Genomic DNA, 24,394 nt, shown 5'->3' with positions numbered 1-24,394 from the left:
TTCGCCCAGAGCGGACTCAGCTGAAGAGTTCGCCGGCTCGCGCGTCGAGGGTGTCGGCGAGGTAGCTCGTCAACAGTCGTTCGTCGGCGTCGAGCCAGTTGCCGCCGCGATCCGGCTTGCCTCGCAGGAAGCGCTCCAGGTCACCGGAGGTGTATCCCTCGATCACCGCCGGATGGACGTAGTGGGCCCGGCACACCGAGCGGGTGTTGTTGAGTTTGAGCGCAGCCGCGTCAATCGCGGCCAGGACATGGTCCCCGGCCTGGTCGTCGGCGGGCAGGTGCTGGCGCAGATGGCGGAACGCGGTGAGGGTGCCGTTCCAGGTGCGGAAGTCCTTGGCGGTGAGGTGCGCCCCGGAGAGCTCGGCGAGCCGGGAATTGATCTCGTCGGAGTCGATCGCGGTGCCGTCCACGACGAAGAGCCGCCGGCTGCGCTGCTCGGCCAGGGCGCCGACGACCCGCGCGACGCCGGCGTCGTCGATGGTCAGCTCGGACTTCTTGTTGGACTTCGCAGGGAAGCTGAAGTCGATCTTGCTGCCGCGGACACGGACGTGCTTCTTCGTCAGGGTGGTGAGCCCGTAGCTCTCGTTCTCCTCGGCGTAGGCCTCGTTGCCGACGCGCAGCCCGGCGACGTCGATGATGCGGAGCATGGCGCCGAGCACGCGGTCGTAGTCGAGCGTGCGGCGCCGCAGCTGGGCGGCGACGTCGTCGCGGATCGCGGGCAGCGCCGCGGCGAAGCCGATGAGCCGGTAGAAGTTCAGCTGATCGCGCAGCGAGCGCCAGCGCTCGTGGTAGATGTACTGGCGCCGGCCGCGCTCGTCCTCACCGACGGCGAGGATGTGCCCGTCCGGCGTCCGGCAGATCCAGACGTCACGCCATGCCGGCGGGATGGCCAGCTTCTTGATCCGGTTGCGGACCTCGACGTCGACCACCGTCACGCCCTTGGCGTCTTTGTAGGTGAAGCCCTTGCCGCTGCGCCTGCGGGTCAGCCCCGGGTCGTCCGGGCTGACGTACTTGAGCTTCGCGATACGGGCGCACTCCTGCGGATCGTCGTGGAGCGTCGCGATCAGCAGCGCGGCCTTGGACGGCGCAGGGGTGGCGGTGGACGACACGCCGATGTCCTACCCGCGACACGCCCCTGCGATGCGCGCCACCACGCCCACCACCACCCCGTCCACCACGCCCGCCCCGCCACCCCGTCCACCACCCCGTCCACCACCCCGTCCACCACGCCGAGTGGTCGATTCGGACGGTGAGTGGTCGCTCGGAAGGCGACCACTGGCATCCGAAATCGACCACTCGGCGTGGACGGGTGAGGTGGTGCGGGTCAGTGGACGGGTCAGGTGGACGGGTCAGGTGGACGGGTCAGGTGGACGGGTCAGTGGTGCGGGTGGTGTCCGGGGCGGCCGGGGCGGTGGGTGATGGCGCCCGCACCGGCGGTCCGCCGGAGCGTGATGCGGTCGATCTCGCTGTACGGCTCGTTGGTGCCGGGCAGCGCGTCGGCCAGGGTGCGGATGGTGAAGGTGGTGGTGCGACCCGGCGCGGCCGGCTTCACGTCGACGGCGATGAAGGCGTAGGCGTCGTAGCGCACCTGCGACCAGTCGACGGTCTCGGGCACCTTCGTCCCCGCCGGGTAGCCCGAGGAGTTCACCGCGGTGCCCTCGGACGACCAGACGTAGCTGTTGAGCACGTTCTCGGTGTTGTTCTCGGTCGCGTTCGTGCCCCCCGGCGGCTGGTAGCCCCGGTACCGCTGACCCTCGGGCAGCGCCTGCGGGCCCGACGGCGTGACCCCGGCGGGGGCCGGCGCGGTAGCCGACGGCGCGGGACGGAACGGGTAGCGCGGACGTCCGCCGGAGCCGGCGCAGACGTAGGTGACGCCGTCCTCGGCGGGCTTGATGGTCGAGCCGTCGGGGGCGTCCTTGGTCTTCTTGCCGTACTTGATGGGGTCGGTGCGCTCGAAGAGGTGGTTGTGTCCCTGGACGACGAGGTCGACCTGGTACTTGCTGAAGAGCGGGTCCAGCGCCTTGCGCACACCACCGTCGGAGGCGTGGTTGTTCGTCGTCGAGTAGGCGCAGTGGTGGAAGAAGGCGACGACGAAGTCGATGCCGGGCGCGACGTGCGGGTTGGTGCGCCACTCCTTCAGCGTCTCCTCCAGCCACTTCAGCTGCGCGCCGTCGGAGTAGCCGGTGTTGGTCTGGATCTCGGCGGAGAGATCGTTGGCGTCGACCGAGATGACCGCCACGTTGGCGTAGACGAAGCTGTACACCGACGGGCAGGTGCGGGGACCGTTCTTCGGCAGGTCGAGGCGCTTCACGTGGCCGCCGTAACCGTGCGTGGGGCTGCCGCCGAGGAACTCGGTGGCGCCGTAGAGCGGCTCCATGTCGTGGTTGCCGGTGGCGAACATCCACGGCGTGAAGGCGGCCTGGCTCTCGATCTGGTTGAGGAAGACATCCCAGACGTAGGGGTTGTAGGCGTTCTTCCCCGCCGGGGTGGGCTGCGTGTCGTCCGCCGGCAGGCCCGAGCCGGAGGGGTCGGCGTAGCAGATGTCGCCGGCGAGCAGCGTGAAGACCGGACGCTGTGAGCCCATGAGCAGGGTCTGCGTCCGCGCCGGGGTGAGATCGGTACCGCTCGTGCCGGCGATGGGGTCGGTGGCCGAGTAGTAGTTGTTGTCGAAGGCGCCCTTGGGCCAGGTCCCGCCGTTGCCGGTGACGGTGGCTGGGTCATTGCCCCACGCGAACGTCGGGTCGGTCGGGGCGGTGTTGGTGCCGACGTCGGCGAAGGCGGTGAAGGTGAACTCCTCCGGCACCCGGCTGTGGCGGCCGATGCTGCGGGTCGGAGCGGTGGTGAAGTAGGCGTCGCCGGTCGTCGTGCCGTCCGAGAGCCGGATGCGGTAGTGGTAGACCTGGCTCGCGCCCAGGCCGGTGATGCGGGCCTTGACGTAGAACTGGTTGCCGACCGGGCCGCTGGGGATCGCGTACTGCCCGACCAGGTGGACGATCTCGGCGTCCACCCGGTGGCCGTAGCGGCCGGGCTCGGTGCCGACGTCGACGAAGGCCCGCAGCCCGCGCGGCAGCGAGCCGGTCTTGCTCACGACCTGGGCGGTGACGGCCATCGCGGACTCGGGGCGGCCACCGGCGTCGTTGACGAAGGAGAGGTGGCGTCCCGAGACGACGACGCCGCTCGTGCCCGGCGTGCCGCCCGCAGCGGCGAACGAGGCGTTGGCCAGGCCGAACTGGGCCAGCGCGATGCCGCCCGCCCCGGCCGCGACCGCCTTGAGCACGCTGCGTCGGCTGACGCCGTTGCGCGCGAGCTGGGAGTTGTTCCATTCGGTGTACTCGTCGACCGTCAGCGGCCGGTTCGAGGTGATGGTCATGTCCTCAAGTTCCGCAATCGCCCGTGACTGCCGGCGCGGCATGGTGTGACCGAGTGACGAACGCCAGGTGAACTGTATGTACGGGTTAGGAGTGTGGTTCCGATGTATCCGGATTGCCGTCCAGATTGCGTTGCGGAACGGACGGAGGACGATTCCGGGGGGCGGATCGGGCAACTCGGTCATACGCTCCGGCGACACAACCACTGACCCAACACGGACACAGGCACGGGTGGTGCCTGCGCACGACCGGCCGCGGTGCGGGGGAACGCACGGGCGATTGCCAGGGTGAAGTCCACGTCCCGTGCCGACGTCCCTCGTCTTCGAGGAGTCGGCTTGTCCCCTTCCCCCGCCCCTGCCAGCACGCCGCGGCGTGATGGGCACCGCAGCGGCATGGCGCGTGGCGTCGTCGGCCTCGCCGCCGCCGCCGCGGCCGTCGCCGGCGTGGTCGTCGTCGCCCCGTCGGCGAGCTCCGGCGCGACCCCGGTCGTCACGGACACCAGCTTCGTCGGCTACGCCGGCGGCACGTCCGTCCGCGCCGCGAACAACACGGTGACCTCCGCGCTCACCGCCGCCAGCACCCTCAACACACCGGCGAGCCCGCTCTCGACCAGCAACGACGCCGCCTCCGCCACGGTCGCGAGCCTGGTGACGGCCGGCGCCGTCACGACCTCGGTCCGCACCGAGACCATCGCCGGCGGCTACCGGGTCGTCTCCACGGCCCGCACCGCGGGCATCTCCGCGCTCGGCGGGGCCATCACCGCGAGCGGCGTCGAGACGACCTCGACGGCCTCGGTGGTCAACGGCGTGGCGAGCCAGGACACCGCCACGAAGCTGCTCGGGCTCAAGGTCGCCGGCCGCGCCATCCCGGTGTCGGTGCCGAAGAACTTCACCATCCGGATCCCCGGCGTCGCCACCGTCGCGATCAACTACGCGCAGGGCGGCGTGCAACGGGCCTCCGCGGCCACCCTCGGTATCGGGCTCTACGTCAGCCTGCTCAAGCCCCGCGGCGCCAACGCGATCGGTGCCGAGCTGGCCATCAGCCCGACCTACGCCGCGCTCGCCCCGATCCGGGTCCCGGACTCCGGTCACTATCTCGGCGGCGAGGCCTACGGGACGTCGGTCCGCGCCGACGTCGGCTCGCTGGCCGGCGTGCGTTCCGACCCCACCGCACCGATCGGGCTCGGCGCCCTCGGCACGCAGGGCGTGACGAAGGAGAACAGCATCGCGGCGGTGAACCTCGCCTCCGCCCTCAAGATCGGGGCGGTGCGCTCGACCGCCACCGGCAGCAACACCAGCCGGGGTTACCGCGCCGCGACCTCGAACACGGTGGCCGGGGTCAACCTGCTGGGCGGCGCGGTGACGGCGACCGCGTTGCGGGCGAGCGCCGAGGTCAGCGGCGCCGCCGGCCGGAGCGCCGCCACGGTCACCGGCAGCGCGGCGATCGCGAACCTCACCATCGGCGGGCAACGCATCGCGGTGGACGCGGCGCCGAACACCACGATCAGGCTCGGCTCGCTGGCGACGGTGACGGTGAATCAGCAGATCCGGACGGCGTCGGCCATCCAGGTGCGCGCGCTGGTGATCGTGCTGAGCACCGCGGCCTACGGCCTGCCGGCCGGTGCCCGGATCGAAGTGGCGTCCGCGCGGGCCTCGGCGTCCTGACTCCCCCGCCGGTCGGGCCGCAGTTCGACGACCAGGACGGCGACGTCGTCGTCGGACTGCGGCCCCACCATCGCGTCGATGACCTGCTCGATGCGGTCGTCCGCGGCGACATCGCGATGCTCGCGCAGCAGCTGCTGCAGCTGCTCGAGGCGGCCGCCGAGGTCCGCTCCCCTGGCCTCGATGAGGCCGTCGGTGTAGAAGACGACGGCCGAGCCGGGCAGCAGCGTGATCTCGAGGTCCGGACGCTCGGTCTCGGGCAGGACGCCGAGCAGCACCGTGGGGCTGGCCGCGGCAAGCAACCGCGTCCTGCCGTCCGGCTCCACCAGGATCGGCGCGGGGTGGCCGGCGTTCGTCCAGCGCATCAGGTACGCCCCGGACTCGGCCGCCTCGGCGGGCTGACTGAAGGTGGCAAGCACCGCGCTGGCGAAGGTTCGCAACGCCAGATCGCGCATCGCCCGGTCGAGCTGACCCATGACCGTCGACGGCGGCAGGTCCGAGGCCCAGGCGAAGGCCCGCAGCATGCTGCGCAGCTGACCCATGAGTGCGGCGGCGCCGATGTCGTGCCCCACGACGTCGCCGATCATGACCGCCGCCCCGCCGTCGCGGAGCCGGATCGCGTCGTACCAGTCGCCGCCGACCCGGTCCGAGGCGGCAGCCGCCCGGTAGTGGGCGTGCAGCCGCAGCGGTTCCACGTCGGGCAGGGTCGTCAGCAGTGCCTGCTGCAGCGCCTCGGCGACCGAGCGATCGTGCTCGCTGACCCGACGCAGCCGCTCGTTGAGGACCTCGAGCTCGTCGGCGCGGCGGCGCAGGTCCGCCTGCGCCAGCGTGACGCGCTGCTGCAGCTCGGCGTTGGCCCGTCCGGTCGCCTCGCGGGCCTCGCGCTCGACGATCAGCTCGGTGACGTCCTCAGTGTAGTGCAGCACGAGGGTGACGCGGCCGCGGGCGTCGGTCACCGGGATCTCGCTGGCATTCCAGTACCGGACCTCGAAGGTCCCGTCCGAGAGCGGGATGTCGTAGCGGTAGGCGGTGACGCTCTGCGTCTCGGCCGTCCGGACGGCCAGCCGCATCACCGCCTCCAGCGAGGTGACCTGGTCCAGGTCGTCGCGCATCGGGCTGTTGGGGAAGACGTCGAAGATGTAGCGGCCGGCGATGTCGTCCAGCGACTTGTCGGTGGCCCGCAGGTAGGCGCTGTTGGCATGGACCATGACCAGATCGGGGTCGAAGACCAGCAGCGCGACGGGGGTCGCCTCGAAGACGGCCACGAGCTGCTCCTGGCTCAACGCCGACAACACGGCCGCAGCCTCCGTCCGGGGGTTGCTGGTCCCGGTGGTCTCCGGGCGTGCAGCGGTCCACTTCGGACCCTAGCGGCATTTTCATTGCGCGCCACCCAGTGCCGACACCTCGACATGCTCCCGCTAGCATGACAATGATTATCGATCCGAAGCAGACGGGGCGACGATGAGCGACAAGAGCAGCAAGAGCGGGGTGACCGGCCTCCTCGGCCGGGCCGGACGCGTGGTGGCGACCGGCGTCGTGGGGGTGGTCGCCGTGGACGCGGCCCGGGCAGCGGCGCGCCGCGGCAGCGTCCGAAACGGCGCCGTCACCGCCACGACCTGGGCCCTGCGTGGCCGCCGCCACGTCGAGACCGGCGCCGAGAAGGCGCGCCTGGCCGGCGGCGACATCGTCGCCGAGGCCCGCGCCCGCGTCGGCGAGCAGGCACCGCCGCCCGGCCAGGACATCGGCGCCCACGCGCACGACCACGATCACTGACCCGACGATGACCGCAGCCGAGGCCGCCGCGCCCCGCTTGGTCTCCGACGCGGCGGGACGGGCCCGATTCGTCTGCGCCGGGCTGCGGCACTCCGTGGCCCGAGCCGTGGCGATCGAGGACGCCGTCGACGCCGTCCCCGGTGTCCGGGCCACCCGCGCCTATCCGGCGACGGCGTCGGTGGTGGTCTGGTACGACCCGGCCCGCTGCGACCGGCACGAGCTCGAGTCCGCGCTCGCGGCCGGGCTCGCCACCGCAGCCTGCGCCGACGTCGAGCGCGCCCCCCACTCGGCCGAGACCTCGTCGGCCGAGGTCGTCCGCATCGCCGCCGGGGGTGCCGTGCTGGCCCTGCTCGGCGTCCGCCGCTACGGCCTGCGACGCCCCGCCGCCCTCGGCCCGCGGTCGCGCGCCCTCGCCACCGGCGTGACGATCTTCAGCGGCTACCCCTTCCTGCGCGGCGCTGTCGGTGGCCTGCTCGGCCGCCGCTCCCCCGGCACCGACACGCTGGTCTCGGCGGCGACGGTCGCCAGCCTGCTGCTGCGCGAGAACGTCGTGGCGCTGACGGTGCTGTGGCTGCTCAACATCGGCGAGTACCTGCAGGACCTCACCCTGCGGCGCACGCGCCGCGCCATCCGCAGCCTGCTCACCGGGACGCAGACGACAGTCTGGGTGCGGCACGGCAGCGCCGGCTCGGAGGTCGAACAGGAGGTCGACATCAGCGGCCTCGTGGTCGGCGACGAGGTGGTGGCCCACGAGCAGGTCGCGCTACCGGTCGACGGGATCGTCGTCGAAGGCGATGCCGTGGTCGACCAGTCGGCCATCACCGGTGAGACCCTGCCGGTGTCGCTCGCCGTCGGCGACCGGGTCCACGCCGGCAGCGTGGTGATGCGCGGGCGGCTCGTCGTCCGCGCCACCGCGGTCGGCGCCGAGACGGCGATCGGGCGAGTGATCGCCCGCGTCGAGCAGGCCGAGCACGACCGGGCGCCGATCCAGACCGTCGGCGAGTCCTTCTCGCGCCGCTTCGTGCCGGCGTCGTTCGCGCTGGCCGCGGCGACCCTGATCGTCACCCGCGATCCCCGGCGGGCGATGACGATGCTGCTGGTGGCCTGCCCCTGCGCGGTGGGGCTCTCGACGCCCACCGCGATCAGCGCCGCGATCGGCAACGGTGCCCGCCGCGGCATGCTCGTCAAGGGCGGCTCCCATCTCGAGGCCGCCGGCGGCGTGGACGCCGTCGTCTTCGACAAGACCGGGACGCTCACGCTGGGCCGACCCGTCGTCACCAACGTGGTCTCCTTCCGCGACGACTGGACACCGGAGCAGGTACTGGCCTACGCCGCGAGCTCGGAGATCCACTCGCGGCACCCGCTGGCGCAGGCGGTCATCCGCTCGACCGAGGAGCGGCGGATCCACATCCCGCCGCACGAAGAGTGCGAGGTGCTGCTCGGCCTGGGCATGCGCACCCGTGCCGACGGCCGGACACTGCTGCTCGGCAGCCCGCACCTGCTGGCCAGCGAGGGGGTCGCCACCGATCCCGACGCCGACGAGTGGGTCTCCCGGCTGCAGCACCAGGCCGAGACCCCGCTGCTGCTCGCCGTCGACGGCGTCCTCACCGGGCTGGTGAGCCTGCGCGACACCGTCCGTCCCGGCGCGGCCGAGGTGCTGGCGCGACTGCGTGCCGACGGCGTCCGCCGCATCGTCATGCTCACCGGCGACCACCCGATCACGGCGCGGGCGGTGGCGACCGAGCTCGGCATCACCGAGTGGCGGGCCGAGGTGCTGCCCGAGCACAAGCAGCAGATCGTGCGCGACCTGCAGGCCGAGGGGCACCGCGTCGCCATGGTCGGCGACGGCACCAACGACGCCCCCGCCCTCGCGCTGGCCGACATCGGCATCGCCATGGGGATCAACGGCACCGACGTCGCGGTGGAGACCGCCGATGTCGCGCTCTCCGGCGACGACCTCGCCCGGCTGGTGGACCTGCGCGACCTGAGCCGGCGCAGCGTCCGCACGATCCGGCAGAACTACGGCATGTCGATCGCCGTCAATGCGGTCGGACTCGCCGTGGGCGCCGCCGGTGCGCTGTCGCCGGTGGTGGCGGCCGTGCTGCACAACGCCTCGTCGGTCGCGGTCGTCCTCAACTCCTCGCGCACCACGCGCTACCGGCTGGCCGACGAGGGCCGGGGGTGAGCCGGAGCGCGCCTCAGTCGCGGATGCCGGTGTAGCGGTAGGCACGCAGCACGGCGCCGTCGGCCATCCGCTCCGGCCAGGCGTAGGTGGTCTCGTGCGGCCACGGCACCCGGCCGCCGAGGCTGCCCTGCTCCAGGACGCGCACCCGGCTGCGGGCGGCATCACCCCAGCCGAGGAAGAGCTGCACGTGCCCGCCCTCGCCGCCGGTACCTGGTCCCAGCCGACCCACCAGGTCGTACGGGCGCAGCTGGCGCGCGGGAATCCGGGTGACGACCTCGGCGAGGCCGACGGTGCTGGCACCGCCGTTGTCGTCCGGCAGCCGGAGCGCCATGGAGACGAACCCGGAGCAGTCCCGGCGGTACCACCCCCAGCCGCCCGGCCCGTCGTGGCCCTGCGTCATCGAGTACCGGATGGTCGCGTCCGCCAGCCAGTACCGCGCCCGGCCGGCGACCTCGGCCCGGCTGAGCGGCGCCCCGATGACACCGGGTTCGCCCGTGCAGGACGCACGATGGCAGCCCGCCGGGGGCGCCGGCCGGGGGTCCGCGCCCGGCGCGAGCGCTCGCAGACCCAGCGCCGCCAGCACCAGGACGGCGACCAGCGCGCCGGCGCGACGCAGCCGGCGGCGGCGGGCGGACCGGCTGACGGGCCGGCGGGTGCTGCTCTGGCCGGACCGACGCAGCGTCGGCTCACCCCACTGCGCCGGCCGCGCTCGCGTCCGTGTCGTCACGCAGACGAGTGTGGCGAGGTCAGCATAAGGGCGCCGTTCGACGCGACCGCCGCACCGATGGCGACGGTCCGGGCGTGACGGCGCTACGATCGGTGCCATACCGCGCGATGCGCGGCCCGCGAGGCCGTCCGTGACGCGGTGACATCCGTCGGCGTGGTGTCCGATCGCGCGAGGCTGCGCGTCCGGCCGCTCCGCACGCCGACCCGGCTCGTCCGATCCGGCTCCGTCCGGCGTCGGTGCGCCGACGACGCGGTGCAGAGCTGCACCGGTGACGCAGTGCAGAAAGAGGGATCGTTGGCTCAGTCAGGCCGGCGCCAGGGCAATCGCCGCTCCGATCATTCGGGGCACGGCGAGGGCCCGGGCGACGTCATCTCCGTGCTCGTCCGCGCTCTCGGCGACGTCGAGGCGGCGGTCGACCGCCGTCGCGTCTCGCCCTCGGTGCGAGCGAAGTTCCAGGCCGTGGCGCTGCTGGTGCGCGAGGAGCACGCCAAGGCCAAGGCCGAGCAGCCCGACCGGGGACGCGAGTCGCGCCAGCTCAAGCGCCTCGACGGCATCGCGACCGCACTGGCCAAGACCGCGGTCCGGGACCCCGGCCTGCTCGCGCTGCTCGCCGACGACGCGAAGGTCTCCGACGCGGCCAAGGAGCGGCGCCGGGAGATGCTGCGCAAGGTCGGCATCGAGGCACCACCGGACGAGCCCGACGAGCCGGAGCCCACCGCCGTCACCTTCGAGCCCGAGCGCCAGGTGGTGCCGCGTTCCATCGTGGCCCGGCAGATGACCAACATCTTCCTCGCGCCCGACTACTCGGCTGTCCGCACGCCCTCCCTCCCCCGTCGGCTCGGCGGCTGGGAGCTGCTCAACCCGCTCTTCACCTCCTTCGAGCGGGCCTCGGACGGCCGTCCCGCCTGCATGGAGCTTCCCGAGCCCACCACGCTTCGCGTCCCCGGCCGGCGGCAGCTGATGCGGCACCAGGCCCAGCTCGTCGCCGCCGCGCAGGAGGGTCACCGCACCTTCCTGCTCGCCGACGAACCCGGTCTGGGCAAGACGGCGCAGTCGCTGCTGGCGGCCGAGGCGGCCGAGGCCTATCCGCTGCTCGTGGTGGTCCCGAGCGTCGTCAAGACGAACTGGGCCCGGGAGGCGGGGATGTGGGTCCCGCACCGGACGGCGACGGTCGTCCACGGCAACGGCGACGACATCGACGGCTTCGCCGACATCGTCGTCGTGAACTACGAGCTGCTCGACCGGCACGTGGCGTGGCTGTCGACCCTCGGTTTCCGCGGCATGGTCGTGGACGAGGCGCACTTCATCAAGAACAAGACCTCGCAGCGCTCGCGACACGTCCTGGAGATCGCCGCACGGGTGCGGGAGCGGACGGTGCGACCGCTGCTCATGGCGCTGACCGGCACGCCGCTGATCAACGACATCGACGACTTCCGCGCGATTTGGCAGTTCCTGGGGTGGATCGACGACAGCGAGCCGACGGCCGAGCTGATGGACCGGCTGGAAGAGACCGGGCTGGTGCCGTCCGATCCGGGCTTCCACGCCGCGGCCCGGCAAGCGGTGATCGACATGGGCATCGTGCGGCGGCGCAAGATCGACGTCGCGGCCGACATCCCGGCCCGGCGGATCGCCGACATGCTCGTCGAGCTCGACGACAAGGACAGCCGCTCGATCCGCGCCGCGGAGCGGGAGCTGGCCGCGCGGCTGGTCTCCCGGTACGAGACGGCGATGGCCAACCGGGTCTCGGGTGCCTACGACGGCATCGACCCCGATCTCGTGCGCCAGGTCGCGACCTGGGAGCTCAAGGACGCGAACTCGTCGACGACCGGCGAGAACGTCTTCAGCATGATGCGACGCATCGGGCAGGCCAAGGCCGGTCTCGCGGCCGACTACGCCGCCCAGGTCGCCCGCTCGGCGGGCAAGGTCGTCTTCTTCGCCAAGCACGTCGATGTCATGGACGTCGCCGAGGAGACCTTCGAGCGGCAGGGGCTGCGCTACGCCTCGATCCGCGGCGACCAGACACCCAAGGTCAGGCAGCAGAACATCGACGACTTCACCAAGGACCCCGAGGTCGCCGTCGCGGTCTGCTCGCTCACCGCCGCGGGGGTCGGGCTCAACCTGCAGGTGGCCTCGAACATCGTGCTGGCCGAGCTCTCCTGGACCAACGCCGAGCAGACCCAGGCCATCGACCGCAGCCATCGCATCGGCCAGAGCGAGCCGGTCACCGCGTGGCGCGTGCTCGCCGCGCAGACCATCGACAGCCGGATCGCCGGCCTGATCGACAGCAAGGCCGGCCTGGCCGCCCGCGCCCTGGACGGCAGCGACGAGGAGATCGCCTCGTCGGCCGACGTCCAGCATCAGGCGCTGGTGGAGCTGCTCACCGACGCCCTGACGGCCAAGCGACGCGATCCGGCGCTGCGATGACGAGTGGGGCACAGCTGGTCGACTAGGGCGTGTCTGACAATTCCCGCTCGCCGCGAGCGGCGGTCGGGTGCGCGCGATGCGAGGCGGAGGAGGACGGCCGTAGCGTGCTACGGCCGACGACGACAACGCGGCAGCGTGCGTGCCCGGGCGTCGCGCAGCAGAGCACGGGATTGTCAGACACGCCCTAGGTCCATCGGGTGCTCGCCACGAGCGGGACATCGTGTTCGCGTCCCCGCTGGTTGGACCCACCCTGCCGCGGTTGGCCCCACGCTAGCGCGGTGGGAGCACCGGCATCACCGCGCCCGGATGGGGCCAACCCGGCCTCGGCGCCCGGGATACCGTCGGCGGTGGCGGCTCGCGAGCGGAGGGGTGGTGCTGCGTGGAGATCACCCGCGCCGACATCGACGCCCAGTTCCGGTGGACGGTCATCCGCGCCGCCCACCGCATCGAAGCCGATCTCACGCGACTCTTCGGTGAGTACGGGCTCACTCCGGTGCAGTTCGGGGTGCTCGTCCAGCTGGGCGCGGAAGCGGCCTTGACGAATGCCGAGCTCGCCCGGCGGTGCGAGGTGCGGCCACAGACCATGACCGCTGTGGTGGACGGCCTGGCCGATCGCGAGCTGGTGACGAGGTCCGGCGCCCGCGGGCGGGGGCGGCGCAGCGACATCAGCCTGACCAGGGCCGGGGAGGCGATGCTGGCACGGGCCTGGTCGGCGTTCACGGCGGCGGATCCGCCACCTGAGCTCGGCACCAAGGCCGAACTGCGTGCCGCCAACGACGTGCTGCATCGTGTGATCGGCGACCACTTTTAGCAGGATCCTGTTTCAAAGAATCAGGATCCTGGTACTTAGCGAGTATGACCGCTCTTGCGCATGACTCCGCACCCATCCTCGTCACCGGAGCCACCGGGGCCGTCGGCCGCGCGCTCGTCGCCGAGCTCGCCGGTCGCGGCGCGGACTTCGCCACCATGAGCCGGCGACCGGACCAGGTCGAGTCGTTCCGCTCCCGAGGTGTCGCTGCCACGCTCGGCGACTTCAGCGACCCGGCCGGCCTGCGCCGCGCCTTCGCCGGTCGCGAGCTGCTCTTCCTGCTGCCCCCCGTGGGGCCGAACGAGTTCGACCAGCTCGCGCGCGACCGCGCCGCCATCGACGCCGCCGTGGCAGCCGGGGTCGGTCACGTGGTGAAGGTGTCGGCGTCCGACGCCAACCCGGCCTCCGCGGTGCCCTGGGCGCGGGACCATGCCCGCTCCGACGCCCTCCTCGCCGAGAGCGGCCTGCCGTGGACGCGGCTGAGCCCCGGCGCCTTCATGACCAACCTGCTCGGCATGGCTCCACTCATCCGGCGGGGCCTGCTGCCCAATCCGAGCCAGCACGGCGCGACGGCCTGGATCGATCCTCGTGACGTCGCCGGGGCCGCCGGCCGCGTCCTCACCGATCCCACCGTCCGCGGCGGTGCCGGAGCCGACGGACGCGTCCACCTGCTCACCGGGACGCAGCCGCTCTCCTTCCCGCAGCTCGCGACGATCATGACCGACGTGCTCGGGCAGCGCGTCCGCCCGCTCCCCGTCGCGGGCCCGCTGCTGTACCTGGGTATGCGCGCCGGCGGCAGCCCGCACTGGGAGGCCCGCGGGATGGTCGCGCAGTTCCGGCAGGTCGTGCGCCGAGGCCTGGACGGGGTGCGGGTGCATTCGACGGCGCTGGCCGAGCTGCTCGACCGGGAGCCGATCGACCTCGCGGCCTTCGTCCGGGATCACGCCGCCGAACTCGGTCGCCGCTAGGGTCTCCGTTCGTGACTGATCGCGACGGCCTCGTCGTGGTCGTCGGCTCGGTCAACGTCGACCTCGTCGTCCGCGCCGAGCAGCTTCCCGGCCCCGGCGAGACCGTGATCGGGCGCCAGCTGGAACGCCACGGTGGCGGCAAGAGCGCCAACGCCGCCGTCGCCGCGGCGCGGGCCGGGGCCGCGGTCGCCTTCGTCGGCGCGGTGGGCACAGACGATCTCGGTCAGCAGGCGCGCGCCGACCTGGCGGACGAGGGCGTCGCCGTCGATCATCTCGTCGAGCTTGCGGGCGAGGCGACCGGCGCGGCCCTCATCGTGGTCGCCGCCGACGGCGAGAACCAGATCGCGGTGGGCGCCGGAGCCAACGCGGCGCTTTCCGCGTCGCAGGTGCTCGCTGCGCTGCGAGAGCTGCTGCCGCGGGCCGGCTGCGTGCTGGTCGGGACGGAGATCGCCCTCGGCGCCACCCTCGCGGCGGTGTCGGCGGCCCGCGCGGCGGGGGTGCCGTGCGTGCTCGATGCCGCGCCCGTGGCCGCCGGGATCGAGGTGGCACTGGCCGAGGCTCCGATCCTCACGCCCAACGCCGGCGAATGCCGCGACCTCGCCCGGTTGGCCGGACTGCCCGCCGACAGCGTCCGCGGCGCGGCGACGTCGCTGGCGCAGTACACCGGCCGTCCGGTGGTGGTGACGCTGGGCGGCGACGGCCTGCTCGTGGTGGGAGCGGACGGTGACGAGATGACCGTGGCACCGCTGGCGGTCGAGGTCGTCGACACCACGGGGGCGGGCGACACCGTCACCGGCACGCTTGCCGCTCGCCTGGCCGCGGGCGACGACCTCCACGCCGCCGCCGTCGAGGCCAACCGGGCGGCTGCTCGGGCCGTCACCCGCCGCGGCGCGCGGTGACCGAGACGTCGTCGAGCGAGGTCAGCTCGGCAGGACGCCGTGCCACTCGACGTAGGCCGCCACGTCGTCCACGCTGACGCCGAGGTGTTTCGCGCAACGACAGAGCGCCGCCAGCGCGGCATCGTGATGCCAGCACTGCGAGGCGACGAGGATGCCGACGGCACCCCACGCGGCGGGCGAGCGGACGATGTCGTGCGCGGCTCTCGTGGTCATGGCATCCGTCCGCTCACCCTGCTTCTCGGTCGCGTTCTGCGTCGTGTTGGTGTGGATCGTCGGGGGCAGCGGGCCGCTGGCCGGCGGCCCGGCGCAGCACCGCGCTGGGCACCTCGCCGAACTCGGCGCGGTAGTCGGCGGCGAAGCGGCCGGGGTTGTGGAAGCCCCACCGGGCGGCGATCTGGGTGACGGTGCGGTCGCCGTCGGCGGCGCCGCGAAGCTCCTCGCGGACCGCCCGCAGCCGGACCCGGCGCAGGTGGCGCATCGGCGTCGTGTCGAGATGACGGCGGAAGCCGAGCTGCAGGGCGCGGACGGAGATGCGGCCGGCCCGAGCGATGTCGGCGACGCTGAGGTCCAGGTCCGGATTGGCCTCGATGTAGGCCACGGCGCGCCGCACCGATGCGGGTGTGGCATCGCGGCCGTCACCGGACCGGGCTTCGGCGGCGGCCGGGTCGAAGACCGCGAGGAAGGTCGCGGCCAGCAGCTGGCCGGCGGCGCCGAGGATGAGCGGGGTGACGGCTGCGCCCGTCGCCAGGACCGAACCGGTGAGGTGGTCGACGGTCCGCTGCCACTGGTGCGCGGCTGTGGCCTCGACGGGCTGCGTGCGGAACTGCCGGGTGGTCGCGGCACCCGGTTCGTCGCTGACGCGGTCGAGCAGCCCGAAGTCCAGCGAGACACTCTGCACTCGCGCACCGTCGACCCGGGTGTGGTGCCGCTCCCCCGGCAGCGTCACCAGCTTCACGTCACCGGGGTACACCGTCACGGACTGCGTCGCCGACTCGATCTCGACCGTCCGGTCGATCATGCGGATGACAGCCAGCCGCGGCAGCGGCTCCACATCGAAGTCGTGCCGCAGTGTGCTGTGGTAACCGTCGAAGGCGACCTCGCCGATGTCGAGGCGTTCCTGGGACATGCGGAAGTCCGCGACGTTGCCCCGCACCGTCAACCGGTTGCCGACGTAGGCCGCGGCCACCAGCGCCTCACCCTCGTCCCTGTCGGTGGTGGTGAAGCGGGAGCGCACCGGCGCGTGCATGCCCGTCCTCCCGTCGATGGGTCGGCCGCTGGCGGATCGACGCCAGTGTGGCGCCGCGCTGCGCTTTTCGGCTAGGACGCCCTTCGCTTTCCGGCATAGCGCCATCGGACGAGTTGCGCTGAGCTGGTCGTCTCTCTCGCAGCGGGATCGAAGGCGACGACAGCGCAGATGACCGACACGGCCGCACCCGGCCAGGCCCGACAGGACGCGGCGACGGCCGCTGCGGAACCCCGGTCCGCGCCGCCACGTCACGGCGGGACGCCTGCCCTGGCCGTAGCGAGGGCCCGCTCGACGCGGCTGCGGGCCGAGCTGCAGGACGCCCGCAGCTGCGGCATGGCGACCGGCATCGTCATGGCCTGGTGCGGCCTCGCCGAGGATGACGCCGTCGCACTGGTGGAGGCGATGGCGAGGCACGACCGCCGCACTGTGCGTGAGGTCGCGGACGAGATCGTCGCGAAGGTCAACGCCGAGCACCGGCGTTGAGACCGGCCGACAGAGCTTCGCGAGCGGCCCTGCTGCTATCTCTATTAGTCCGGTAGGTAATGTCTGGTTGTGCACCACTGACACCGCGACCAGAAGGAGCCCGCATGAGCATCACCCCGAAGGCCACCGTCGTCCCGTTCGCCGTGACCGGCACCGGCAGCGGCGTCGCCCAGTCCCTCGAGGCCGGCGGCCATCGTTTCGCCACCGACGCCTACCCCGCCTTCGGCGGCAAGGACGAGGCCCCGAGCCCGCTGTTCTACGCGTTGGCGGCCTTGAGCTCCTGCAACCAGGTGACGGCCGCGCTCGTGGCGAAGGATCTCGGCATCAGCCTCGGCGCCTGGAATTTCGAGGTCGTCGGCGATCTCGACACCGCCGTCCTCGTCAACGGCGAGGAGGGCAACGCCAACTTCGACAAGGTGACCGTCCGCGCCAGCGTCGAGACCGACGCCAATGACGAGCAGTTCGCCCGTCTCGTCAGCGAGACCGAGCGCCGCTGCCCCGTCACCCAGCTCTACAAGCGCAGCGGTCTGAAGTTCGACAACCGGTGGACCAAGGCCGCGCTGCCCGTCAGCGTCTGACCTGGAGCGGTCACGGCCCGGCGCGCCGCTACGGTGTGCCGGGCCGTCTGTGGCTGGTCAGCCGAAGGCGGCGTCGGTGCGTCGCAGCACCCGCAACGACCCGGTCTCGCCGACCTGCGCGAAGGCCCCGGACGACAGCGCCCGCTGCACCACGTGCCACGGCGGCTGACCGCCGTCGGCGGGGTCGGGGAAGACGTCGTGCACCGCCAGCAGACCCCCGGCCACGACATGCCGGGCGAAGCCGGCGTAGTCGTGCTGGGCAACGTCCTCGGTGTGGTTGCCGTCCAGGAACAGGAAGGTCAGCGGCGTCGTCCACCAGCTCGCCACTCGCTGGGTGGTGGCGACCAGAACGTCGACGACGTCCTCGACCCCGGCGTCGAACAGCGTGCGGCGCAGGGACGGCAGCGTGTCGAGCCGGCCGACGTGCGGGTCGACGAGCGAGGTGTCGTGCCACTCCCAGCCGGGCTGGTTCTCCTCCGAGCCGCGGTGGTGGTCGAGCGTCACCAGCCGGGCGCCGCGCTCCCGCGCGACGGTGGCGAGGTGGACCGTCGACTTGCCGCAGTAGGTGCCGATCTCCAGCCAGCAGCCGGGTGACGCGGTGGCCGCGGCGGCACGCAGCGCGCTCGCCTCGTCCGCCGGCAGGAACCCCTTCGCCGCGTCGGCGACGGCGAGCGGATCGGTCACGGTCGCAGCGCCTGGTCGCGGCTGCCGCTGCAGTCCGCGTCGCAGACAGACACCTCCGGCAGCGCCGGCAGTGACTCGCCCCGGAACAGACCGGCGGCGTTGGTGGTGTCGGTGAGGGCGTCAGCAGCCAGGACGACCGCGGCGGCAGTCCAGGTGGTCTGCTGCTGCGGCCAGATCACCTCCTCCGGGAAGACCCATCCCGTCCAGTAACCGCCGGTGGCCGGGTCTCGCAGGAACTGCACGTCCCGCAGCAGCGCGATGGCGCGGGCCCGCTCCCCCAGCGCGTCGAGGGTGAGGACGAACTCGCAGGTCTCGGCCGCGGTCACCCACGGCCGGTCGGCGACACAGCGGATGCCGCGGCCGGCGACGGTGAACTCGTCCGAGCGCCGCGCCAGCAGGGTGCGCGCGCTCGGGCCGCTCACCGTGGTCCCGAGCACCGGGTAGTACCAGTCCATCGAGAACCGGCTGCGGTCGGCGAAGCCGTCGGGGTGGACCGCGACGGCGTGCGCCAGCCGCGCGAGAGCCAGTTCCCAGTGCGGCTGCGGCTCGTCGAGATGCGCGGCCAGCGCCAGTCCGCAGCGCAGCGAGAGCACGAGGCAGGCACTACCGGTCAGCAGCGCCTCTTCGGCCGGGTTGCCGTCGCTGTCGCGGGCCCAGGCGATGGCGCCGTCAGGGCGCTGCAGTCCGACGGCGAAGTCCAGCGCCGCGCGGACGGCGGGCCACAGCTGCCGGGCGAAGCGGTCGTCGCCGGTGATGAGCTGGTGGTGCCAGACACCGACGGCGAGGTAGCCGGCCTGGTTGGCATCGCCCGCGGCCTCGCGGACCTCGGTGCCGACGATCTCCATCGGCCAGCTGCCGTCCGCGCGCTGCTGCTCGGCGCTCCAGCGGTAGGCCGCCTCGGCGGCGTCGAGCCTGCCGCCGACGGCGAGCGCCATGGCGGCTTCGACGTGGTCCCAGGGATCGGCGTGGTGGCCGGTGAACCAGGGCAGCAGACCGTCGTCCTGCTGCTCGCCGGCGATGTGGTCGATGGTCTGCTCGATCTCGTCGGCGGAGAGGACGCCGGGCAGGTGAGGCAGCGACCATCGCCGCTCCGGGACCGCCGTCACGGCTTGGCCAGGTAGAGCACCAGGCTCTTGCCGAGGACCGGGTCGAGGATCCGCTCGGCGGTCCGGGTGAGCCAGGGGCGCTTCATGAGGTCCCAGACCAGCAGCTTGTGGTACGAGCGGGTGAGCAGGTTGGCGTCGGTCTCGACGTCCACCCCGATCGCGCAGCGCAGCCACCAGAACGGCGAGTGCAGCGCATGCGCGTGGTGCTGCCCGAGCGGACGCAGCCCCGCCTCGGAGAGCAGCCGGACGAGCTCGCTGCCGCGGTAGATGCGGACGTGACCGCCCTCGACCTCGTGGTACTCGTCGGACAGAGCCCAGCAGATCTGCTCGGTCCAGCGGCGGGGCACGCTGACGGCCACCGTGCCGCCGGGGCGGGTCACGCGCGCGATCTCGGCGATGGCGGCGCGGTCGTCCGGGATGTGCTCGAGGATCTCCGAGGCGACGACGCGGTCGAAGTGGCCGTCGGCGAAGGGCAGCGCCAGCGCATCGGCGTTGAGCGTGACGGGGCCGTCGGGACGCTTGATCTCGCCCGCCTCGGCCATGGCCTCGACCATCTCGTCGATGCCGCGCAGATCCTCGGCGTTCTGGTCCAGCGCGACGGCGTCGGCACCGCGGCGCAGCGCCTCGTAGGTGTGCCGGCCGGCGCCGCAGCCGATGTCGATGAAGCGCTCGCCCTCGCGCAGGCCGAGACGGTCGAAGTCGATGGTCAGCACGGAACTGCTCCTCAGATGGCGGTGCGGGCGAGTGCCTCGCGGTACACGTCGACGGTCGCCCGGGCGCAGGCGGACCAGCTGAAGCGGGTGGCGGCACGCTCGCGGGCGGCAGCACCCATGGCAGCGCGGCGCGCGGGATCGGCGAGCAGCTCGGCGAGCGCACGGGCCAGCGCCGGGGCGTCGCCGGCGGGCACCAGCGTGCCGCAGCTGCCGTCCCGCCCGACGACCTCGGGAAGCGCCCCGGCCTCGGTCGCCACCAGCGGGGTGCCAGAGGCCATCGCCTCGACGGCGGGCAGCGAGAAACCCTCGTAGAGCGACGGCACGCAAGCCACCTCGGCGGAGGCCAGCAGGTCGGCGAGCGCGTCGTCGCTCAGCCCCGAGACGAAGGCCACCCGGTGGCCGACGCCGAGCTCGGCGACCAGCTTCTCCGTCCGGCCGCCGGGCTCGGGCTTGGAGACGACGGTGAGGGTGACGTCCTCGGGCAGCCGCGACAGTGCGTGCAGCAGGACCGAGAGTCCCTTCAGAGGGACGTCCGCGCTGCACATCGTCACGATGCGTCCCGGCACCCGCTCGCCGCGGGGGTGGAAGTGGTCGACGTCGACACCAACCGGCACGACGCGGAACTTCTCGCGCGGCACCCCGAAGTCCCGGACGGTGTCGTCCACGCTGTTGCGCGACGGCGAGATCAGCACCGGCAGCCGCCGGGCGACCCGTGCCTGCATCGCCACGAAGCCGTACCAGCGGCGCAGCGACACCCGCTTCTTCCAGCCGGCGGCGGCGGCGAGGTCCAGCGCGCGATCGACGGAGATGGGGTGGTGGACGGTGCCCACCAGCGGCAGCGTCGCCGGCAGCCGCAGCAGCGCCGAACCGAGGGTCTGGTTGTCGTGGACGACATCGAACTCGGCGGCGCGGCGGGCGAGCAGCGGGACCACCCGGCGGCTGAAGGTCCGCGGCTCGGGGAAGCCGGCGGTGCACATGATTCCGTACTCCAGCACGTCGGTCGGGCTGTGGAACTCGCTGCGCCGGGGCCGTCGGAACGGGTCGGCGTCGTCGTAGAGGTTGAGCCCCGGCACCTTCGTGAGCGCCACCCCCGGATCGAGGTCCGGGTACGGCTCGCCGGAGAAGACCTCGACGCTGTGCCCGAGCGCGACGAGCTCGCGGCTGAGGTTGCGGACGTAGACGCCCTGTCCGCCGCAGTGCGGCTTGCTGCGATAGGAGGTCAGCGCGATGCGCAACGGCGTGTCCTCGCGCTGCACCGTGGCCGGCTCCCTTCGGACGCCGGAAATGCGGCGTGTCGTCGTCCCGGAACTATATGCCGAGCCCCGCCTTCCGGTTCGACCGCGCTCGCAACCCGGCCGGTCGTGCGTCCCTAGAGTGGGGCCATGATCGCCCTCCGGCGCGCCGGCGTCGTCGCTGCTCTCACCACCGCCGTCGTCGCCCTCGCCGCCTGCACCGGCTCCTCCGACGGATCCGAGAACGCCCCCTCGTCGTCCCCGCGCTCGTCGGGATCGTCGGGATCGTCGGGATCGTCGGGATCGTCGGCGGCCACGGCCGGTTCGGGGACAGCAGGGTCGAGCCAGCCCGCGCTCAGCGCCGACCAGCAGACCTACGTCTCGGTCGGCGACTCGTACGCCGCGGGTTACCAGCCGACCGGCCGCGGACGGGGCGCCACCACCCGCAACGGCTTCGCCTACCAGGTGGTCTCGAAGGCCAAGGCGAAGGGTTACGACCTGAAGCTGGTCAACTTCGGCTGCAGCGGCGCGACGACGACGTCGGCCTTGACCACGCCGGGGTGCCGGGACCGCAACCGCGCCCCCGGCGCGCCGAGCTACGACAAGCCCCAGATCACGGCCGCCGTCGACTACCTCGAGGCGCACCGGGGTCAGGTCGGCCTGATCACGGTCGTGCTCGGCGGCAACGACATCACCTCGTGCGCCGCCGCGACCACCACGGCCGCCGCCACGAGCTGCGTCAGCACCGCGCTGGGCGAGATCACCGCAGCCCTGACCACTATCGCCAGGCAGCTGCGGGCGGCCGCAGGTCCGGCCACCCGCATCGTCGGGATCACCTACCCGGACGTCTTCCTCGGCGAGGCGCTCTCCGGCGACGCCGACCGCCGGAGCCTCGCCGACCTCTCGGTCTTCGCCTTCCGCAGTCTCATCAACCCGCAGCTGCAGCAGGCCTATGCCAAGGCCGGCGCCGCTTTCGCCGATGTCACCACCGCGACCGGGGCCTACACGCCGAAGACGCAGACGACGACGCTGGCTCCCTACGGCACCGTTCCGGTCGCGGTCGCGAAGGTCTGCTCGCTGACCTACTTCTGCCAGTACCGCGACATCCACCCGCGCACGCAGGGGTACGCGATCATCGCCAACCTCGTCGTCGCGAAGCTGCCGAAGCGCTGACACCCCGTGAGCGAGTCGTTCGGTTCGCTGCTGTCCGGCGGTCACCCCAACTCGCTGGGTCGGACCGCCGATGTCGTGACGCTCGTGCTCGCCGACGAGTCGCGGCTGCCGGAGCTCTTCGCGGCCATCGACGACCCGGACCCGGTGGTCCGGATGCGGGTGGGCGACGCGCTGGAGAAGATCTGCCGCGACCGGCCGGAGTGGTTCGTGCCGCGGGTGACGCAGATCCTGGACGACCTCGGCCCGATCGAGCAGCCCTCGGTGCAGTGGCACGTGGCGCAGCTGCTCGACCATCTGCACGACTCGCTCACGGCTGCTGACTACGAGCGCGCCGTCGGACGGCTGCAGTCGAACCTCACCGGCTCACCGGACTGGATCGTCCGGAACGTCACCATGGATGTCCTGACGCGGTGGTCCCGCTCGGACGACGCCCTGCGGGCGTGGTTGATCCCCGTCCTCGTCGGCCTGCAGGACGATCCCCGCGCCTCCGTCTCGCGGCGTGCCGGGAAGCGCTTGTCCGAGCTGGGGGCGGGGGGCTGAGCGTCCGGTTCCGGCGTCGTGGGTTGACCCCACGGGAGCGAGCGTCAGCCCCGCGCCGCCGCGGGTTGACCCGCGCGGCCGTGGGTGGGCCCGCGCGGCCGTGGGTGGGCCCGCGCGGCCGTGGGTGGGCCCGCGCCCGCCCTGGGTTGGCCCCACGCCGCCGCGGGTTGGCCCCACGCCGCCGCGGGTTGGCCCCACGGGAGCGCGGCGATTCGCCGGGGTCGGTCCCTGTCGCGGTGGATTGGCCCCATGAGAGCGCGGCGATGTGGCCGCGGTGGGCGCGTCCTGATGGGGCCAACCTCGACCGGCTCGCGGTGTGAATCCAACGCGGAATGTACTGCTATGACTGGCATGTTCGAATATGCTCGATTGTATGGAGGAGGGTATCGGCGAGGCGCTGGCTCGGTTGCACGCTGCCCTCGACGCGCTGGGCGATGTGGCGTTGGACGGGTTGTCTGATGAGGAGACGCTGCAGTTTGCGCGGGAGGTCGAGACGGTGGCGCGGCGGGTGGCGCCGGTGCAGGAGCGGGTCGCGGCCGAGGTGGACCGGCGTGGGGTCGCGTTCGCATACGGGTGCGCGAAGACGTCGGTGCTGTTGTCGCAGCTGCTGCGGTTGTCGCGCAGCGAGGCCACGGCGCGGGTCAGGGCGGCCGACCGGTTCACGCCACGGCAGGCGCTGAGCGGTGAGGTGTTGCCGGCACTGCTTCCGCAGGTGGCCGCCGCGCAGCAGTCAGGACAGATCTCACCGCGGCATGCCGCCGTCATCGCCGATGCCCTCGATCGGCTCCCCGATGCGGTCGACGAGACCGGTCAGGTGGCTGGCGGGGCGGGTCGGATGGCCGAGATCGAGGCGTTCCTGGTCGAGCAGGCCCGCCAGTTCACCCCCGACACGCTGGCCACGGTGACCCGCCGGCTGGTCGACACCCTCGACCCGGACGGCACCCTGCGTGACGTCGAGTATCGGGACCGACGCCGCAGCCTGACGATGCGTCAGCGTCCGGACGGATCAGTGACCGGTCGTTTCGAGGGGACGGCTGAATTGGGCGAGCTGTTGCTGACGGTGCTGGACGCCACCGCCGCGCCGAAACCGGCAGCCGAGGGTGTCGCTGATGGCCGGACGCTGGAGCAGCGGCAGCACGACGGACTCGCCGACGCGCTGCGGCTGGTGCTGCGGGCCGGGGAACTGCCCACCGTGAACGGGGTCGTCGCCACCGTGATCCTCACCGCCACCACCGAGCAGTGGCGCGACGGACACGGCCTGGTCCGCACCGGTCACGGCGCCCTCGTCCCCACCAGCGACGCCAGCCGCATCGCCGGCGGCGAGGCCAGGTTCCTGCCTGTCCTCTTCGACACCGACGACCCACCCCACGACCCACCCGACGACCCACCCAGCGGCCCACCCGGCGGCCCACCTGATGCCGCACCCGACACCTGGCCGCCGGAGGTCTCGACGATCTTCCGGACCGTCCGCCCGGTCGCCGCCTACGGCCAATCCCAGCGGCTCTTCACCCAGAACCAGCGACTCGTCTTCACCGCCCGCGACGGCGGCTGCAGCTTCCCCGGCTGCACCACGCCCGCCCTCTGGTGCGAAGCCGACCACCTCACCGCCCGGGCCGACGGCGGCCCCACCAGCATCAACAACGGTCACCTGCTCTGCCGACACCACCACCGCGAAAAAGACCGGCAAGGCTGGACCGTCACCATGATCAACCAACGACCCCACTGGACCCCACCAGCCTGGCTCGACCCCACCCAAACCCCACACCACAACCACGCCCACCACCCCCTCAGCCTTCGCTGATATCCCCCGCGCCCGGCCGCCACACT

Annotated in this window: 22 protein-coding genes; 12 read left to right on the top strand and 10 right to left on the bottom strand. The window is 72.6% G+C overall.

The annotated features are described in order from the left end of the window. Window positions 1-16: 16 nt before the first annotated feature. Together AC0NZQ_RS13745 and AC0NZQ_RS13740 are read right to left on the bottom strand one after the other, a co-directional pair. The gene (locus AC0NZQ_RS13745; RefSeq protein WP_474530417.1) at window positions 17-1,108 is read right to left on the bottom strand and encodes a DNA topoisomerase IB; all 1,092 of its coding nucleotides are present in this window, start codon (window positions 1,106-1,108) and stop codon (window positions 17-19) included. A 266-nt stretch (window positions 1,109-1,374) separates the two neighbouring features. Further along, window positions 1,375-3,369, bottom strand: coding sequence for a purple acid phosphatase family protein (locus AC0NZQ_RS13740; RefSeq protein ID WP_474530416.1), 1,995 nt, complete (start codon window positions 3,367-3,369; stop codon window positions 1,375-1,377). Between the two features lie 333 nt (window positions 3,370-3,702). On the opposite strand from AC0NZQ_RS13740, the gene AC0NZQ_RS13735 reads away from it, so the two are divergent. Further along, the gene (locus tag AC0NZQ_RS13735) at window positions 3,703-5,031 is read left to right on the top strand and encodes a choice-of-anchor P family protein (RefSeq protein ID WP_474530415.1); all 1,329 of its coding nucleotides are present in this window, start codon (window positions 3,703-3,705) and stop codon (window positions 5,029-5,031) included. Here the strand turns inward: AC0NZQ_RS13735 and AC0NZQ_RS13730 are convergent. Beyond that, window positions 4,971-6,323 carry a PP2C family protein-serine/threonine phosphatase gene (locus tag AC0NZQ_RS13730; protein ID WP_474530414.1) on the bottom strand — a complete coding sequence of 451 codons (1,353 nt, stop codon included), beginning with the start codon at window positions 6,321-6,323 and terminating at the stop codon, window positions 4,971-4,973. The two genes, AC0NZQ_RS13735 and AC0NZQ_RS13730, sit on opposite strands and share 61 nt — an antisense overlap. A 166-nt stretch (window positions 6,324-6,489) precedes the next feature. Between AC0NZQ_RS13730 and AC0NZQ_RS13725 the strand changes: the two genes are divergently transcribed. Then, window positions 6,490-6,801: a DUF1490 family protein gene (locus tag AC0NZQ_RS13725; RefSeq protein ID WP_474530413.1), complete on the top strand. Its 312-nt coding sequence runs from the start codon at window positions 6,490-6,492 to the stop codon at window positions 6,799-6,801. 7 nt (window positions 6,802-6,808) lie between these two features. Further along, a complete protein-coding gene (locus AC0NZQ_RS13720) occupies window positions 6,809-8,986 on the top strand; it encodes a heavy metal translocating P-type ATPase (protein ID WP_474530411.1) in 2,178 nt (725 codons plus the stop codon). A 13-nt stretch (window positions 8,987-8,999) separates the two neighbouring features. Here the strand turns inward: AC0NZQ_RS13720 and AC0NZQ_RS13715 are convergent, their stop codons facing one another. Then, window positions 9,000-9,713 carry a hypothetical protein gene (locus tag AC0NZQ_RS13715; RefSeq protein WP_474530410.1) on the bottom strand — a complete coding sequence of 238 codons (714 nt, stop codon included), beginning with the start codon at window positions 9,711-9,713 and terminating at the stop codon, window positions 9,000-9,002. 294 nt (window positions 9,714-10,007) lie between these two features. Between AC0NZQ_RS13715 and AC0NZQ_RS13710 the strand changes: the two genes are divergently transcribed. The 4 genes from AC0NZQ_RS13710 to AC0NZQ_RS13695 all read left to right on the top strand — a co-directional run bounded on the left by AC0NZQ_RS13710 (window position 10,008) and on the right by AC0NZQ_RS13695 (window position 14,812). Further along, on the top strand, window positions 10,008-12,137 hold the full coding sequence (locus AC0NZQ_RS13710) for a DEAD/DEAH box helicase (protein WP_474530409.1): 2,130 nt from the start codon (window positions 10,008-10,010) through the stop codon (window positions 12,135-12,137). 379 nt (window positions 12,138-12,516) lie between these two features. Further along, window positions 12,517-12,948 (top strand): MarR family winged helix-turn-helix transcriptional regulator, encoded by a 432-nt coding sequence (locus tag AC0NZQ_RS13705; RefSeq protein WP_474530408.1) that lies wholly within the window; start codon window positions 12,517-12,519, stop codon window positions 12,946-12,948. 44 nt (window positions 12,949-12,992) lie between these two features. After that, complete coding sequence (locus AC0NZQ_RS13700; RefSeq protein ID WP_474530407.1) at window positions 12,993-13,913, top strand: NAD(P)H-binding protein; 921 nt, start codon at window positions 12,993-12,995, stop codon at window positions 13,911-13,913. An 11-nt stretch (window positions 13,914-13,924) separates the two neighbouring features. After that, the gene (locus AC0NZQ_RS13695; protein WP_474530406.1) at window positions 13,925-14,812 is read left to right on the top strand and encodes a PfkB family carbohydrate kinase; all 888 of its coding nucleotides are present in this window, start codon (window positions 13,925-13,927) and stop codon (window positions 14,810-14,812) included. A 21-nt stretch (window positions 14,813-14,833) separates the two neighbouring features. Here AC0NZQ_RS13695 and AC0NZQ_RS13690 read toward each other — a convergent pair whose 3' ends face one another. Both AC0NZQ_RS13690 and AC0NZQ_RS13685 read right to left on the bottom strand, forming a co-directional pair. Next, window positions 14,834-15,025, bottom strand: coding sequence for a hypothetical protein (locus AC0NZQ_RS13690; protein WP_474530405.1), 192 nt, complete (start codon window positions 15,023-15,025; stop codon window positions 14,834-14,836). A gap of 13 nt (window positions 15,026-15,038) precedes the next feature. Beyond that, complete coding sequence (locus AC0NZQ_RS13685) at window positions 15,039-16,058, bottom strand: helix-turn-helix transcriptional regulator (RefSeq protein WP_474530404.1); 1,020 nt, start codon at window positions 16,056-16,058, stop codon at window positions 15,039-15,041. Window positions 16,059-16,226: 168 nt separating this feature from the next. Between AC0NZQ_RS13685 and AC0NZQ_RS13680 the strand changes: the two genes are divergently transcribed. Further along, entirely contained in the window at window positions 16,227-16,541 is a 315-nt protein-coding gene (locus AC0NZQ_RS13680; protein ID WP_474530403.1) for an ANTAR domain-containing protein, read from the top strand. A gap of 104 nt (window positions 16,542-16,645) precedes the next feature. Continuing rightward, window positions 16,646-17,119, top strand: a complete 474-nt coding sequence (locus tag AC0NZQ_RS13675) for an OsmC family protein (protein ID WP_474530402.1) — start codon at window positions 16,646-16,648, stop codon at window positions 17,117-17,119. Between the two features lie 57 nt (window positions 17,120-17,176). Here the strand turns inward: AC0NZQ_RS13675 and AC0NZQ_RS13670 are convergent, their stop codons facing one another. From AC0NZQ_RS13670 to AC0NZQ_RS13655, 4 genes are read right to left on the bottom strand one after another with little or no spacing between them, the layout of a single operon-like run. Then, entirely contained in the window at window positions 17,177-17,803 is a 627-nt protein-coding gene (locus AC0NZQ_RS13670) for a class I SAM-dependent methyltransferase (RefSeq protein ID WP_474530401.1), read from the bottom strand. Next, the gene (locus tag AC0NZQ_RS13665) at window positions 17,800-18,909 is read right to left on the bottom strand and encodes a prenyltransferase/squalene oxidase repeat-containing protein (protein WP_474530400.1); all 1,110 of its coding nucleotides are present in this window, start codon (window positions 18,907-18,909) and stop codon (window positions 17,800-17,802) included. The genes AC0NZQ_RS13670 and AC0NZQ_RS13665 overlap by 4 nt, the downstream gene beginning before the upstream one ends. Next, window positions 18,906-19,622, bottom strand: coding sequence for a class I SAM-dependent methyltransferase (locus AC0NZQ_RS13660; RefSeq protein ID WP_474530398.1), 717 nt, complete (start codon window positions 19,620-19,622; stop codon window positions 18,906-18,908). Before AC0NZQ_RS13660 ends, AC0NZQ_RS13665 begins: the two co-directional genes overlap by 4 nt. An 11-nt stretch (window positions 19,623-19,633) precedes the next feature. Further along, window positions 19,634-20,857, bottom strand: coding sequence for a glycosyltransferase family 4 protein (locus AC0NZQ_RS13655; RefSeq protein WP_474531399.1), 1,224 nt, complete (start codon window positions 20,855-20,857; stop codon window positions 19,634-19,636). Window positions 20,858-21,004: 147 nt separating this feature from the next. Between AC0NZQ_RS13655 and AC0NZQ_RS13650 the strand changes: the two genes are divergently transcribed. The 3 genes from AC0NZQ_RS13650 (at window position 21,005) to AC0NZQ_RS13640 (ending at window position 24,368) form a co-directional block, all read left to right on the top strand. Then, window positions 21,005-22,027, top strand: coding sequence for a GDSL-type esterase/lipase family protein (locus AC0NZQ_RS13650; protein WP_474530397.1), 1,023 nt, complete (start codon window positions 21,005-21,007; stop codon window positions 22,025-22,027). 6 nt (window positions 22,028-22,033) lie between these two features. After that, window positions 22,034-22,567: a HEAT repeat domain-containing protein gene (locus AC0NZQ_RS13645; protein ID WP_474530396.1), complete on the top strand. Its 534-nt coding sequence runs from the start codon at window positions 22,034-22,036 to the stop codon at window positions 22,565-22,567. A gap of 373 nt (window positions 22,568-22,940) precedes the next feature. Next, window positions 22,941-24,368: an HNH endonuclease signature motif containing protein gene (locus tag AC0NZQ_RS13640; RefSeq protein ID WP_474530395.1), complete on the top strand. Its 1,428-nt coding sequence runs from the start codon at window positions 22,941-22,943 to the stop codon at window positions 24,366-24,368. The last annotated feature ends 26 nt before the right edge of the window (window positions 24,369-24,394 follow it).

The sequence above is a fragment of the Jatrophihabitans sp. sgz311053 genome, from assembly GCF_056135305.1.
The sequence above is the reverse complement of the archived record's forward strand: the minus strand, read 5'-3'. Positions and strand labels throughout refer to the sequence as shown.